The 14,466-nt window shown below is 62.9% G+C and carries 14 protein-coding genes; all 14 read left to right on the top strand.

The window, feature by feature from the left end; genetic code table 11:
- The first annotated feature begins 143 nt into the window (after positions 1-143).
- The 14 genes from CAURIM_RS10020 (at position 144) to CAURIM_RS09955 (ending at position 14,424) form a co-directional block, all read left to right on the top strand.
- Entirely contained in the window at positions 144-3,335 is a 3,192-nt protein-coding gene (locus tag CAURIM_RS10020; protein ID WP_201829248.1) for a translation initiation factor IF-2 N-terminal domain-containing protein, read from the top strand.
- A gap of 200 nt (positions 3,336-3,535) precedes the next feature.
- Positions 3,536-3,841 (top strand): 50S ribosomal protein L21, encoded by a 306-nt coding sequence (gene rplU, locus CAURIM_RS10015; RefSeq protein WP_070447835.1) that lies wholly within the window; start codon positions 3,536-3,538, stop codon positions 3,839-3,841.
- Positions 3,842-3,883: 42 nt separating this feature from the next.
- A complete protein-coding gene (rpmA, locus tag CAURIM_RS10010) occupies positions 3,884-4,162 on the top strand; it encodes a 50S ribosomal protein L27 (RefSeq protein WP_070447838.1) in 279 nt (92 codons plus the stop codon).
- Between the two features lie 160 nt (positions 4,163-4,322).
- On the top strand, positions 4,323-5,852 hold the full coding sequence (gene obgE, locus CAURIM_RS10005) for a GTPase ObgE (RefSeq protein WP_070719555.1): 1,530 nt from the start codon (positions 4,323-4,325) through the stop codon (positions 5,850-5,852).
- A 91-nt stretch (positions 5,853-5,943) separates the two neighbouring features.
- Positions 5,944-7,104 carry a glutamate 5-kinase gene (proB, locus tag CAURIM_RS10000; RefSeq protein ID WP_236659415.1) on the top strand — a complete coding sequence of 387 codons (1,161 nt, stop codon included), beginning with the start codon at positions 5,944-5,946 and terminating at the stop codon, positions 7,102-7,104.
- On the top strand, positions 7,104-8,033 hold the full coding sequence (locus tag CAURIM_RS09995) for a D-isomer specific 2-hydroxyacid dehydrogenase family protein (RefSeq protein WP_201829251.1): 930 nt from the start codon (positions 7,104-7,106) through the stop codon (positions 8,031-8,033). Before proB ends, CAURIM_RS09995 begins: the two co-directional genes overlap by 1 nt.
- 14 nt (positions 8,034-8,047) lie before the next feature.
- The gene (locus CAURIM_RS09990; protein ID WP_201829253.1) at positions 8,048-8,953 is read left to right on the top strand and encodes a D-isomer specific 2-hydroxyacid dehydrogenase family protein; all 906 of its coding nucleotides are present in this window, start codon (positions 8,048-8,050) and stop codon (positions 8,951-8,953) included.
- Positions 8,953-9,459 carry a DUF1707 SHOCT-like domain-containing protein gene (locus CAURIM_RS09985; RefSeq protein WP_201829256.1) on the top strand — a complete coding sequence of 169 codons (507 nt, stop codon included), beginning with the start codon at positions 8,953-8,955 and terminating at the stop codon, positions 9,457-9,459. The genes CAURIM_RS09990 and CAURIM_RS09985 overlap by 1 nt, the downstream gene beginning before the upstream one ends.
- A gap of 76 nt (positions 9,460-9,535) precedes the next feature.
- Complete coding sequence (locus CAURIM_RS09980; protein ID WP_201829258.1) at positions 9,536-10,804, top strand: glutamate-5-semialdehyde dehydrogenase; 1,269 nt, start codon at positions 9,536-9,538, stop codon at positions 10,802-10,804.
- Between the two features lie 103 nt (positions 10,805-10,907).
- Positions 10,908-11,768, top strand: a complete 861-nt coding sequence (locus CAURIM_RS09975; RefSeq protein ID WP_201829260.1) for a cutinase family protein — start codon at positions 10,908-10,910, stop codon at positions 11,766-11,768.
- Complete coding sequence (nadD, locus tag CAURIM_RS09970; protein WP_201829262.1) at positions 11,761-12,378, top strand: nicotinate-nucleotide adenylyltransferase; 618 nt, start codon at positions 11,761-11,763, stop codon at positions 12,376-12,378. The genes CAURIM_RS09975 and nadD overlap by 8 nt, the downstream gene beginning before the upstream one ends.
- 95 nt (positions 12,379-12,473) lie before the next feature.
- Positions 12,474-12,941, top strand: coding sequence for a ribosome silencing factor (gene rsfS / locus CAURIM_RS09965; RefSeq protein ID WP_201829263.1), 468 nt, complete (start codon positions 12,474-12,476; stop codon positions 12,939-12,941).
- Entirely contained in the window at positions 12,938-13,636 is a 699-nt protein-coding gene (locus tag CAURIM_RS09960; protein ID WP_201829266.1) for a histidine phosphatase family protein, read from the top strand. The genes rsfS and CAURIM_RS09960 overlap by 4 nt, the downstream gene beginning before the upstream one ends.
- A gap of 44 nt (positions 13,637-13,680) precedes the next feature.
- On the top strand, positions 13,681-14,424 hold the full coding sequence (locus tag CAURIM_RS09955) for a DegV family protein (protein WP_201829517.1): 744 nt from the start codon (positions 13,681-13,683) through the stop codon (positions 14,422-14,424).
- Positions 14,425-14,466 lie beyond the last annotated feature (42 nt).

Genomic DNA, 14,466 nt, shown 5'->3' with positions numbered 1-14,466 from the left:
AACATGTGAGCCTCGGTCGAGCTCTGTGCCAGAATGGAAGGCGCTGACAACTTAATAAAGACGAAGAGAATTTTTCAAAGACTCACTACCGTGTGGCGGCAACCTGCGCCCGGGGTGAGCAGACGTCAGGAGATTAGCCACTGATGGCATCCAAGAAGAAAACAGAAGAAGCACGTAGTGAATCGACGTTGGCCGCGGCGGTAGCGGGGATCGACCGCGAGGCGCTCGCCCCCAAAACCCGCCTCTATGCCCTGGCTAAGCAGGTGGGCGTGGCCTCCAAGGAGCTGGTGGCTCAGTTCGCACATATGGGAATTAAGAAGTCCGCACAGTCTTCGCTGACACCGGAAGAGGTGGGCCAGCTTATCGACGCCCTCGTACCCGCAACCGAAGCCCCCGAGCAGGCCGCAACCGAGGACAACCAGGTCGCGGCCGAGGACGCCGACCAGCCGGAGGTTTCGGCAGAGGATAAGCCCACGAAGACCGTCAAGAAGAAGCGCGCCAAGCGCGCGGTCAAACGCGTGAGCAAGGCAGGCAAGAAGGCTGAGTCGAAGGAGCAGACACAGACAAAGGAACCCACACCGGAAGAGTCTGCTGCGCAACCGGACAGCGCGGGGGAGTCCCAGGAAGCCGCGCTGGCGCAGGATGCTGAGCAGGCCGCGCAACCGGAGCAGCTGAGCGAGGAAGAGGAGAAGCTGCGCGAGCGCGTGCGTAAGAACGTTGATAACGAGATTTCGCAGATCGTCGACAAGGTCGATGCTGAAATGCTGCACGAGGCGCTCGCCGAGGCCGGTGAAAGCGACGAGGGGGACGACCTCACCCCACTGATTACCCCGATGGCTGAAGAAGACCCGGACGTGTACGACTTTGCGCCAGTCTTCATGGCGCCGAAGATCACGCCGCTGTCCAAGCGTCAGAAGCCAGAAGAGCACGAGGAGGAATCCGAGGAGGATGCAGCGCCGGTAAGCCAGCCGCGGGGTCGTCGGCGCGGCAGCCGCGGCACCTCCCGTGGCCGCGGGGCAGAAGGCCGTGGGTCCGCCCGTGAGGAAGTCGAGCACATCGAAGAACCGAAGGCGATTAAAGGCTCAACCCGCATCGAGGCACAGCGCCGTCGCCGCGCGGAGCTGCGGGAGAAAGGTCGGGAGCGCCAGCACATTGTCTCCCAAGCGGAGTTCCTGGCGCGCCGCGAATCGGTCGAGCGCACTATGGTGGTGCGCGATAAGCAGCGCACCGACGGCGCGGGCGTCATCACGCAGGTGGGCGTGCTCGAAGACGACCTTTTGGTAGAGCACTTCGTCACGACCGAAACGCACCCATCCCAGATAGGCAATATCTACTTGGGCCGTGTGCAGAATGTCTTGCCTTCGATGGAGGCGGCCTTCGTGGATATCGGACAAGGCCGAAACGGCGTGCTGTATGCGGGCGACATCGACTGGCGTGCCTTGGGGATTGGTGGGCGCAGCCGCAAGGTAGAAAACGCGTTGAAGTCCGGTGATCAGGTGCTGGTCCAGGTGGCCAAGGACCCCATCGGTCATAAGGGCGCACGTTTGACCACCCAGATTTCCCTGGCCGGTCGCTTCCTGGTGTACGTTCCGGGCGGGCGCAGCGCGGGAATCTCCCGCAAGCTGCCGGCACCGGAGCGCAAGCGCCTCAAGGGAATCCTGGAGCGCGTCATCCCGGGAGATGGCGGTGCCATCATCCGCACGGCCGCGGAAAACGTGTCGGAGGAGGACATCGCTTCCGACGTCAACCGCCTGCACTCGCTGTGGGAGGACATCAGCGCCCGCGCCGCACACGAAAAGGCAACGAAGGGCGCCAAGCCCGTCACCCTGTATGAAGAGCCAGATCTGCTCATCAAGGTGGTGCGTGACCTCTTCAATGAAGACTTCAGTACCTTGGTGGTGGACGGTAAGCGTTCCTACAACACGGTCAGCGCCTACGTGGACTCGATGGCACACGACCTGGCCGATCGCGTCGTGCGCTATGACGCGCGCGAGCACGATGGCGAGGATGCTTTTAACGCCTACCGCATCGATGAGCAGCTGCAGAAGGCTCTGGGCCGCAAGGTGTGGCTGCCCTCGGGCGGCACGCTCGTCATCGATCGCACGGAGGCCATGACGGTCATTGACGTCAACACGGGCAAGTTCACCGGCTCCGGCGGCAACCTCGAGGAGACGGTGACGCGCAATAACCTTGAAGCAGCCGAGGAGATCGTGCGCCAGATGCGCCTGCGCGATATCGGCGGAATGATCGTCGTGGACTTCATCGATATGGTCCTGCCGGAAAACCAAGACCTCGTGCTGCGCCGACTCAAGGAAGCATTGGGCCGCGACCGCACCCGCCACCAGGTTTCCGAGGTCACCTCACTGGGCCTAGTACAGATGACGCGCAAGCGCGTGGGAACCGGCCTCATCGAGACCTTCTCCACCGAGTGCGAGGCCTGCCATGGCCGCGGAATTATCATCCACGACTACCCGGTTGATGAGGACACTGAGGAAGAAAACTCGAAGCCGCAGCGCCGGACTCGTAAGGAGCGTCGCGCACCGCAGCGCGATCCGAAGAAGCACCCGGCAGCCGTCCGCATGCACCGCCATGACGAAGACGCACCATCTGAGCACGAGGTTTCCCAAACTGATAGCGAAGAAGCGGCGCGCGACGAGGAATCCTCACTCGAAGAGCTCGTGGCTAGCGTGGTCGTTGTCGATGAGGATGACACGGATACGCCAGATAGTGCCTCCATTGGCTATGCCGTAGCGGAAAACCTGGAAGCGAAGCGTTCGAAGCCGAAGTCAAAGCAGAAGCGCTCGCGCAAGTCGCGCCGGGCAACGCGTACTTTCCGGGAGCCGCAGCGTGCGGATACGAGCGAAGACTCGGCTTCTAAGCAGGAAGCGCAGAACAAGCAGGCCGAAGCGGAAGAATCTTCCGCCCAGCGCTCGGAGCAGACCTACGAGGAGGCCGTCGCCGCCTTCGAGAACTCGCCGCGCCGCAAGCGCCGCACGCGCGGAAATTCCCGCTCGGATATTCGCCCGAAGCGCGAAGACTTCGTGCAGGAGGAGACGCCGGCCAAGGAAGCCCAGCTGGCTACCCCCAAGAAGCAGGATAAGGCTGAGCGAAAGAACGCGGAGTCGGGCGAGACAACGGGCGTGCGCTCCACCCGTGGTCGCGGTCGTCGTCGGGTGGTGCGCAAGATGTCGCAGCGTCAGCCCACCCCGGCATCGAATGAACGCGGACAGGGAAGCGACGCTAAGGAGCGCGAGGCCTCCGTACGGACTACGGCGTCGACAAGAAGCAGGGGCGGGCGCGGGAGGCGTCGTGTAACACGGCGCAGGTCGCGCTAGAAAAGGCGTTTTGCCTTTTCGCCCCCTCACGGGGTAGTCTTTGACAGTCGCTGTTTAGACCATGAATGCGCTGGATGGGACGAACGCGGTTTTCGCGTGTCTCTCGCGGCTTATGATCTGAACGCAATTGTCCAATGTCCATTCGCTAGCGGCGCCACCCAGCTGCTAGCGAGCCGAGTTTAGATAAGGGGTAGCCCTCTATGTACGCGATCGTCAAGACCGGCGGAAAGCAGTACAAGGTTGCTGAAGGTGACCTCGTCAAGGTCGAGAAGATCGAGGGTGAGCCGGGTTCCTCCGTTGCTCTCACCCCGGTTCTGCTCGTCGATGGCGCAACCGTCAAGTCGAAGGCTGCAGACCTGGAGAAGGTCTCCGTCTCCGCTGAAATTGTCGAGCAGGGCAAGGGCCCGAAGATCGACATCCTCAAGTACAAGAACAAGACTGGTTACAAGCGTCGCATTGGTCACCGTCAGCCGGTGACCACGCTGAAGATTACCGGTATCAAGTAAGCCTTAACCGGCTGTAATTCATCCCTGAAGGAGGGAAACCACATGGCAACTAAGAAGGGTGCTTCCAGCTCCAGCAACGGTCGCGATTCCGAGTCCAAGCGTCTCGGTGTCAAGCGCTTCGGTGGTCAGCAGGTTAAGGCCGGCGAGATCATCGTGCGTCAGCGCGGCACCAAGTTCCACCCGGGTGAGAACGTTGGTCGCGGCGGCGACGATACCCTGTTCGCTCTCGCTGCAGGCTCTGTTGAGTTCGGTGTCAAGCGTGGCCGTCGTCTGGTCAACATTGTTCCGGCTGAAGAGGCTGCTGCAGAAGCAACTGCCTAAGAGCTTAATGGCTTAATCCCGAGCATCCGCTCGGGATTTTGTCGTTTTCACGCCAGCTGGTGCGGCCTAGCTGCGCGGAGGAAACTGAGAGGACACTAGCGTCGGGTTCACGCCGGTGGCCAACTAGGACGGCATGCAAGGAACCGTTAGACTAGCGGGCATGGCACGATTCATTGACCGAGTGGTCTTGCACCTACAGGCAGGCGACGGCGGACACGGCTGCGCCTCCGTCCACCGCGAAAAGTTCAAGCCGCTCGGCGGGCCCGATGGCGGCAACGGCGGCCACGGCGGAGACATCCTGCTGGAGGTCTCAACCCAAATCCACACACTGATGGACTTCCACTACCGCCCGCACATCAAGTCCGAGCGCGGCGGCAATGGTGCTGGCGATATGCGCAACGGTGCGCGCGGCAAGGATCTCATTCTCGAGGTACCGGCGGGCACCGTAGTTTACGCCGAGGACGGGGAGATGCTCGCGGACCTCACGGTCCCGGGAACCCGCTTCGTGGCCGCGGAGGGGGGATTCGGCGGACTCGGCAACGCCGCACTGGCCTCCGCAGCCCGCAAGGCTCCGGGCTTTGCGCTGCAGGGAGAACCGGGCGAGGCGCGCGATCTCATTCTGGAGCTGAAGTCCATGGCAGACGTCGGCCTCGTCGGATTCCCTTCCGCAGGCAAGTCCTCGCTCATTTCGGTCCTTTCGGCCGCCAAGCCGAAGATCGGTGATTATCCTTTCACCACCCTCCAGCCCAACCTCGGCGTGGTGGATATGGGCCATGAGTCCTTCACCATGGCGGATGTTCCGGGCCTAATCCCCGGGGCCGCCGAGGGCAAAGGTTTGGGCCTCGACTTCTTGCGTCATATCGAGCGCACCGCGGTGCTCGCACACGTCGTGGACACCGCCTCCATTGAGCCGGGCCGCGATCCGCTCTCGGATATCGAGGCCCTCGAAACCGAGCTGGCCAAGTACCAAGAACTGCTGGAGCAGGACACTGGCCTGGGTGATCTGCGCGAGCGCCCGCGCGTCATCATCCTCAACAAGGCTGACGTTCCTGAGGCCGAAGAGCTAGCTGAATTTGTCAAGGGTGACCTCGAGGAAAAGTACGGCTGGCCGGTCTTCATCATTTCCGCAGTCGCCCGGAAGGGGCTTGACCCACTCAAGTACAAGCTCATGGAGATGGTCAACGAGCACCGCAAGGCCCAGCCCAAGGTCGCTGCGGACAAGAACCACACCATCATTCAGCCCAAGTCCGTAGGCAAGAAAAAGAAGGGCCGGTTCGCCGACTTCACCGTCACCCCGGACCCCGAGGTGGAGGGCGGCTTCATCGTTGAGGGCGAGAAGATCGACCGCTGGATTCGCCAGACCGACTTCGAAAACGACGAGGCCGTGGGCTACCTCGCGGACCGCCTGGCCAAGGCTGGTGTTGAAGACGAGCTGCACCGCCAAGGCGCGCAGGAAGGCTGCCCGGTGACCATCGGGGATATCACCTTTGAGTACGAGCCCATGGCCGGTGGCCGCGCGACCGATGCTGGCCGCGGACAGGATGGCCGCCTCATGAGCACCGAGCGTGTCTCCGCTGCCGAGCGCAAGCGCGCCTCCCAGGCGCGCCGTGGTCTCGTCGACGAGTTTGACTATGGCACCGATGGTGAGGTCACGCGCGAGTCCGCAAACCGCGATCGCTGGCAGGGCTAGCCCGGTATACTGAGCCGGTATGTCATCCGAAAACGACAACCAGCTCGACTATCCGCTTCCCCTCGAACCCTTCGAGGGACCAACCCCGGATATGGACTATCCGGAGACGACCACGCTGTCGGAAAAATCCAGCGGTTTCTCCTCACCCCTGCGTGAGGAGATCTCCAAAGCTAAGCGCATCGTCATCAAGATTGGCTCCTCGTCGCTCACCCGCGATGACTTTGTGACCTCCACCGAGAAGATCGACAAGATCGTCGATGCCGTCTGCGCCCGCATGAATGTCTCGGACATCATCATCGTCTCCTCCGGTGCGGTAGCCGCGGGCATGGGCCCGCTGGGACTGACCACGCGCCCCACCGATCTCGCCACCAAGCAGGCTGCTGCCGCGGTGGGCCAGGTCCACCTCGCCTACGAGTGGGGTGTGTCCTTTGCCCGCTATAACCGCACCATTGGGCAGGTGCTGTTGACCGCGTCGGACGTCGGCAAGCGCGATCGCGCCCGCAACGCCCAGCGCACCATTGATCGCCTGCGTCAGATGCGCACGGTGCCCATCGTCAACGAGAATGACACCGTCGCGACATCCGAGATGCATTTCGGCGATAACGACCGCCTTTCCGCGCTTGTGGCCAACTTGGTTGGCGCGGATGCCCTCTTCCTCTTCTCCGACGTGGACGGTCTCTACGACAAGAACCCCGCGGAGCCCGATGCCAAGTTCGTGGAGGAGGTGCGCACCGGTAAGGACCTCAAGGCGGTCGTTGCTGGCGACGGCGGCAAGGTGGGCACCGGCGGCATGGCCACGAAGGTCTCTGCTGCTCGCCTGGCCACGCGCGGCGGCATCCCGGTGCTGTTGACCTCGGCGGACAATATTGGGCAGGCGCTTGACGACGCCTCCGTAGGCACCGTCTTCCACACCCGCGAGGAGCGCCGCCTGTCCGCGTGGAAGTTCTGGGCACTCTACTGCGCGGATACCGGCGGCTCCCTGCGCCTCGACGAGGGCGCCATGGAGGCCGTGGTTCGCGGCGGAAACTCCCTGTTGGCCGTGGGCATCACGGATATCAAGGGTGAGTTCAGTGCCGGCGAGATCGTGGACATTATGGGCCCCAAGGGCCAGATTATTGGCCGCGGTGAGGTGGGCTATGACTCCGTCACGCTGCGCAACCTGCTGGGCAAGCACACCGAGGAGCTGCCGGAGGATATGCGCCGCCCCGTTGTCCACGCCGATTACCTGTCCAACTTCGCGTCCCGAATTTAATGCGTTATTTCATGGGCCCCGATGTGTGGGCAGCAACCGTGGCAGATATCGATGCTGCCGGGCACGAGCGCGTTGAGAGTTTGGAGCAGGCGGAGGTCTTTGTGAACACCGCCTCGGATCCAGCGCAGACCCCGGAGATTCCGGAGAATATCCAGTGGGTGCAATACTGCTTCACTGGGGTCAACCGCCATATCGATGCCGGGCTCATCCGGCGCGATGGCCTGCCGTGGTGCAATTCTGCCGGCGCTTTTGCCAAGCCCGTGGCGGAATCCGCGCTGGGGCTGATGCTCTCCCAAGCGCACCACCACAAGGCTTTCGCCCTGGCAAAGTCGTGGTCGGTGGCGCGCGAGCTCGATGAATCCCAAGCCTGGCTCTATGACCAACAGGGGCCAACGCGCGTGCTCATCGTGGGTGCGGGAGGCATCGGCACGCAGCTCATGGCCTATCTCGCGCCCTTTGGCGCGCATATCACTGCGGTGAATCGCTCGGGTCGCCCGGTGGAGGGCGCTGACGTAACACTGCCTATCGAGCGCGTCGACGAAGCATGGGGCGAGGCGGATTTCGTGGTGAGTATCCTGCCGGCGACGGCCGCTACGGAGGCTCTCTTTGATGCCGCTGTGTTCCGCGCCATGAAGCCCTCGGCGGTGTTTATCAACGTCGGCCGCGGCAGCACCGTAGTCACTGATGATCTCGTGGACGCACTGCGCATGGGCGAAATTGCCGGCGCGGGCCTCGAGGTCATGGACCCGGAGCCGCTTCCGGATGGCCACCCGCTTTATGATTTGCCCAATGCCACGCTGACGCCGCACATGGCGGCCTCGGATCACGTGGCCCAGTACCACTTGGGTGCTATCTTCAATGCCAACGCTGCCGCGTGGGAGCGCGGCGAGGACATGCCCACGCGCGTCGACCCGGACGCCGGATACTAACAAGGAGGACGTTCATGAAGTACGCCATCGAACCTCACCCCTGGGAGGAAACCATCGAGGTGCTCGATGCCGCAGGGTTTGAGCGCGCTCCGCTTGATGAGGCCTCTTTCCTCATTTACACCGGCAACGGCGCTGATTTCCCGGATCCGCTGCCGGAGAACATTGGGTTTGTACAGATTCCCTCTGCAGGCGTGGATCACGTCTTGGATGCGATGAAGGGCACTTCGGTTCCGTGGTCGAATGCCGCCGGCGTCTATGACAACACGGTGGCAGAATCCACCATCGCGCTGCTGTTGGCGCAGCTGCATGCGCATCGCCGCGTTAATGGCACGTTTGATTCCTATGCAGAGATGGAGGCCCACACCTCCTACCTCTACGACGACAAGACGGTGGCGATTATCGGTGCCGGTGGCATTGGCAAGCGGCTAATCAGCATGCTGTCCGGTTTCGGGCCGCGCATCATCGCGGTCAACCGCTCCGGCAACCCGGTTGAGGGCGCGGAGGAGACCTACCCGATTTCCCAGGTGGACAAGGTCTGGCTGAGGGCAGATTACTTCGTGCTTATCGCCCCTCTGACCCCGGAGACCCGCCATATGGTGGATGCGGAGGCTTTTAAGCAGATGCCGGAGCATGCCGTGGTGGTCAACGTGGGCCGCGGCCCGCTCATCAAGACCGAGGATCTCGTTGCAGCCCTGGACGCAGGGGAGATCGCGGGTGCGGCACTCGACGTCACCGATCCAGAGCCGCTGCCAGAGGATCACCCGCTGTGGCAGGATAAGCGCGTGGTTATCACCCCACACATTGCTAATACGCAGCGCTCCGTGCGCGAGAAGATTGGCGCGCACACCGTCAAGGTGGCCAAGGCTTTCGCGGCGGGGGAGGAGCTGCCTACTCTGGTTGACCCGAAGGCAGGCTATTAATGGAGAACCCCGAAATCCGCGTCGGTGATGCCGAGCGTTCCGCGGCCCTGGAACAACTGAGCCAGCACTTCGTCAACGGTACGTTGGCCCCTGATGAATTTGAGCAGCGCACCGGCGAGGCCGCCGCGGCGCGCACGCGCGGGGACGTCGAAAAGCTCTTTGCGGACCTGCCGGAGCTGTCCACCCCAAGCGCCACAACACCAGCACGCCGCCACGAGGCGGAGCTGGAGGACATGCTTGCCCGCGGGCGTAAGGTGCAGATAGTGGATTCCGTTATCTGGTCGGTGGCGATGATCGCCCTCTTCCTTGGGCTTTTTGTCTTCGACTGGAGCTATTTCTGGCTCTCGCCCGTCATCGCGTTCTTCGCTTCCTGGGCTGCGCGCGGGGTGTTGAAGTTCAGCGAATCGGATGAAGAGCTCTTCGATGAGCTTTCCGAAGGGGAAGAGAAAAAACGCGCTGAGCGCCTGCGTGCCGCCGCTGAGCGCCGCCGCGAGCTTGGGGCCTAAGACTGGCACTCATTAAGAGCCCATAGCTGCACAAAATCCCTGACAAGCGGGCAGACCTTCCGTACGCTGGTATGGCATGAGCAACACCGAACGTGAAGAAGTTCTGTCCAAAGCCCGCGCCGCCAAGGCGGTGGCGCCACAGTTCGCGCAGCTGCCCACCCCGCGCAAGAATGAAATCCTCAACCGCGCCGCCGAGAACCTCATCGCGCACACCGAGGATATCCTCGCTGCCAACCAGCTCGATATCGAGGCCGGCCGCGCCAACGGCATGTCCGAGTCACTCATCGACCGCCTGTCGCTGGACGCCACCCGCATCGAGGGCATTGCCGGCGGCCTGCGCCAGGTGGCCTCCCTCCAGGACCCGGTAGGGGAGATCCTGCAGGGTCGCACCATGGATAACGGCATCCAGATGAAGCAGGTCCGCGTGCCGCTCGGCGTGATGGGCATGGTTTACGAGGCCCGCCCGAACGTCACCGTGGACGCCTTCGGCCTGGCCCTCAAGTCCGGCAACGTGCCGCTGCTGCGCGGTTCCAAGTCCGCGAAGAACTCCAACGCCAAGCTCGTCGAGCTCCTCCAGGACACCCTCGTGGAGTTCGATCTGCCGCGCGAGGGCGTACAGCTTTTGCCCTGTGAGACCCACGATTCCGTGCAGGACCTTATCACCGCCCGCGGCCTCGTTGACCTGGTCATCCCGCGCGGCGGCGCGCGCCTTATCAACGCCGTGGTAGAAAACGCCACCGTCCCCGCAATCGAGACCGGTACCGGCAACTGCCACTTCTATGTCGATGCCTCCGCCGACCTAGACAAGGCCATCGACATGGTGGTCAACGGCAAGACCCGCCGCACCTCGGTGTGCAATGCCACGGAAGGTGTTCTGATCGACGCCGCGCTTGACGACGCCTCCAAGCTCCGCATCATCACCTCCCTCCAGGAAGCAGGCGTCACCATCCACGGCGATGTGAAGGAGCTCGAAGCCTTCGGGGTTAAGGACGCCGTGGAGGCCACCGACGAAGAGTGGCGCGAAGAATTCCTCTCCATGGATATCTGCGCCAAGGTGGTCGACGGCGTTGATGGCGCCATCGCGCACATTGCCGAGTACACCACCGGCCACACCGAAGCCATTGCGGCCCAGGACGCCGACGTGCTGCTGACCTTCGCCAACGAGGTAGATGCCGCAGCAGTCATGCTCAACGCCTCCACCGCGTTTACTGATGGTGAGGTCTACGGCATGGGCGCAGAAATCGGCATCTCCACCCAGAAGTTGCACGCGCGCGGCCCGATGGCGCTGCCGGAGCTGACGTCTACCAAGTGGGTGCTGCAGGGCACGGGCCAGACCCGCCCCTAGAGGCAGCGTCGCCACGCGGATTAGTGTCTGTCCCGCTTGGACGTGGCTCGTGTTTTCATCAACCGCGTGGTGGACGGCATTCTTTTCCGCTAAAACAGAAAAGGTGAAGCCTCTTTCTTTATCTCTTGCAGTATCCGCTGCCGTGCTTGGCGCGGCAGCGTCTCTTTTGAGCGCGCCCGTGGCGTCGGCGGGCGGCGGCGTCGAAACTTGCCCCGAGACCGTGGTGCTCGTCGCACGCGGTTCGGACCAGAACGAAGAACAAGGCGAGTACGTGGGGCCGCAGCGTTACTCCGCGCACGCACCAGAATCCACGGGCTTTGAAGGACGCAACTTTGCCGCCCTGTTTCACCAGGTAGAGGAGCGCCATCCTGGCGCTATGGATGACGTGTATGTCCTGGCACTGGATCCGGAGGCCTATCCCGCGGCCATGAACCTGCCGCCCCTGGCGCAGGAGGGCGAGGACTTAGGCCCGCTTCAGCTGGTGCAGCGAGCCTTCGGGATCCTCCAGCAGCACTCCCTCGGAGAGATGGCATATTCGGTGACGTTTGGGGCCGTCGACAGTCTGCGTACTGGTGCTCGCAATGCCCCGAAGGTGGTGGACAACTATGAGGCCACCACCGGCTGCCACCCGCGTTGGGTAGCCGCCGGCTACTCGCAGGGAGCGCTCGTCGCGACGAGCGTGGAGGGGAATTTGGCCGAGACCGGGCGCCTGCAGGCCGTGCTCACCATCGGTAATCCGCTTCATCAGGTCCCGTGGGCAAAGAACCGCGCCGGGCTACCCGGGAATCGCTATGTCGATTACTGCCTCGACGGCGATTTCGTCTGTGACTTTTCACTCGACGCCGCCAACCGCGCCTTAGCTACCAAGGCCGAGCGCCACGCCTCCTATTTCTTGGGGGAGCCTTCCGGGCAGGACGTGCAGGTCATTGACTCGGTGGCCGGTATACTCACCAGCCATGACTAGTCCACAACGCATCGGCATCATGGGTGGAACCTTCGACCCCATCCATAATGGTCACCTTGTCGCCGCCAGCGAGGTAGCTCACCGCTTCCGCCTCGACACGGTGGTTTTCGTCCCCACCGGCCAGCCCTGGCAGAAGGCCGATAAACAGGTCACCGCCGCTGAGCACCGCTACCTGATGACCATGGTGGCCACGGCGTCGAACCCGCGTTTCACCGTCTCGCGTGTGGACATTGACCGCGAAGGCCCCACCTACACCATCGATACGCTGCGGGATCTGCGCGGAATCTTCCCGGACGCCGAACTCTTCTTCATTACTGGTGCCGACTCGGTGGCGTCCATCATGAGTTGGCGCAACTGGGAAGAGATGCTGGAGATGGCCCATTTCGTTGGCGTGACCCGCCCCGGCTATGAGCTGCGCAAGGACATGCTGCCGCTGGATTCTCAAGACGACATTGAGCTGATTGAGATCCCCGCCATGGCCATTTCCTCCACAGACTGCCGGGCCCGCGCCCAGCAAGGACAGCCGGTGTGGTACCTCGTGCCGGACGGGGTAGTGCAATACATTGCCAAGAACCACCTCTATAGCCCCCACCCGGAAAAGCCACTGTAATTTCCGGTAGTCGGGCGGGGGAATTCGACTAGGAAAATGAGCCTCGACGTGTAAGACTAGAGTTCTTAAGAAAACGTAACTGTGTAGGGATTGTCATGTCGATTACTGATGAAGCACGCCAGATGGCGGAAACCGCCGCCCTGGCTGCGGATGAAAAGTTGGCCACCAACATCGCCGCGATTGACGTTTCCGACGTGCTGGCGATCACCGAGGTCTTCGTCTTGGCCTCCGCCGATACCGAGCGCCAGGTGGGGTCCATCGTGGAGGAAGTCGAAGACGAGCTCACCAAGAAGGGCTTTGAGCCCAAGCGCCGCGAAGGCAATCGCGAGAACCGTTGGGTCCTGCTCGATTATGGCCCCATCGTGGTCCACGTCCAGCGCAACGATCAGCGCGAGTTCTATGGCCTGGACCGCCTCTACCACGACTGCCCGCTTCTCGACATCCCGGGTGTCGAGACCCCCGAGCGCCCCGGCGAATGGTCTGATGACGTGAACCCGCGCGACGTTGAATCGATCGATGAGATTCCGCTGGCCCAGCCAGAGCCGGAAGACGACGAATTATGACCCGCCGCCTCCTCCTCATCCGCCACGGGCAAACGACGTATAACGCCACCGGCCGGATGCAGGGGCACTTGGACACAGAGCTGTCGGACGTAGGCTATTCCCAGGCCCGCGCGGCCGCCGATCTGCTTGAGGGCAAAGACATCACCGCGATTGTCTCCTCGGATCTCATCCGTGCGCGCGATACCGCTGAGGTCATTGCACGGCGCTTGGGGCTTGAGGTGTCCGTCGATAAGCGCCTGCGCGAAACCCACCTGGGTGAGTGGCAGGGGATGACCTCCGCTGAGGTGGATGAGCAGTTTCCCGGGGCGCGTGCGCTATGGCGCCACGACCCCACCTGGGCCCCGCCGCAGGGTGAAAGCCGCGTCGACGTGGCTAACCGCGCGCGCCCCGTTATTGATGAGCTCATGCAGAGGCACCCGCAGTGGGACGAGGGAGCGGTGCTCGTCGTCGCGCACGGCGGTGCTATCTCCGCGCTGACCTGCCACCTTTTGGGCCTTGAGCACCACCAGTACGGGATCCTGTCCGGTCTGAAAAACACCCATTGGTCGCAGCTGACCGCGCGGCCCGAGTTCGACGCCGCTCGTCCGCTCTCCCCGCTGGAATTCACCCCGGAGAACGTCGCTCGCGCCCAGTGGTACTTCGATGGTTGGAACATGGGCGGCGCTGTCGTTGGTGGTGCAGGGGCGGACGTCTAGTGATTCGCGTTGTCACCGATTCCGCCGCAGGGCTGCCGGCGGATATGGTCGAGGAGCTCGACATTTGCGTCGTCGATCTGCACGTCATGGAAAGCCACGGCAAGGACGGCGCGGAGCTGTCCACCTCTGGTCTGACGGCCCTCGAGCTGGCTGCATTGTATGGCCGTCAGATGGAGCGCTCCGGCGATGACGGGGTGTTGGCCATCCACCTGTCGAAGGAGCTGTCCTCGACGTGGTCGGCGGCGGTGATCGCTTCCGGCGTTTTCCCGGACACCGTGCGTGTTATCGATTCAGGCACCGCCGGCATGGCGATGGGCGCGGCTGCCATGGCAGCGGCCAAGCTTGCTCAGGAAGGTGCCTCACTCGACGAGTGTTACGCCGCCGCCATCAACACCCTCGAGCGCGGGCACACCTTGGTTTACCTCAGCTCGACGGAGGAGCTTCGCCGTTCCGGGCGCATGTCCGCGGCCACGGCGATGCTGTCGACAGCGCTGCTGGCTACCAAGCCGATCATGGCCATTCAGGGCGGCAAGCTGGAGATGGTGGGTAAGACCCGCACCCAAACCAAGGCCTTTACCAAGCTCGTGGACCTGGTGGCCTCCCGAGCGGAGGGCAATCCGGCGTTCATCGCGGTGCAGTACAACGAGGATAAGGTCTCGGCCCGTCGGCTGGAGGACTTGCTGCGCTTGGCGCTGCCGGATTCCTCTTTCATGCTGGTGCCGCTTACCGACGTCCTCTCCGTCCACGTCGGCCCCGGAGCCATCGGCGTCTCCGCGGTCTTTAGCTGACGGCGGGGCCGAGCTAAGGGCGTTGTTGACGCCTTCAACAAG

Origin of the sequence: Corynebacterium aurimucosum, assembly GCF_030408555.1 — a bacterium.
Classification (GTDB): Bacteria; Actinomycetota; Actinomycetes; order Mycobacteriales; family Mycobacteriaceae; genus Corynebacterium; species Corynebacterium aurimucosum.
The sequence above is the reverse complement of the archived record's forward strand: the minus strand, read 5'-3'. Positions and strand labels throughout refer to the sequence as shown.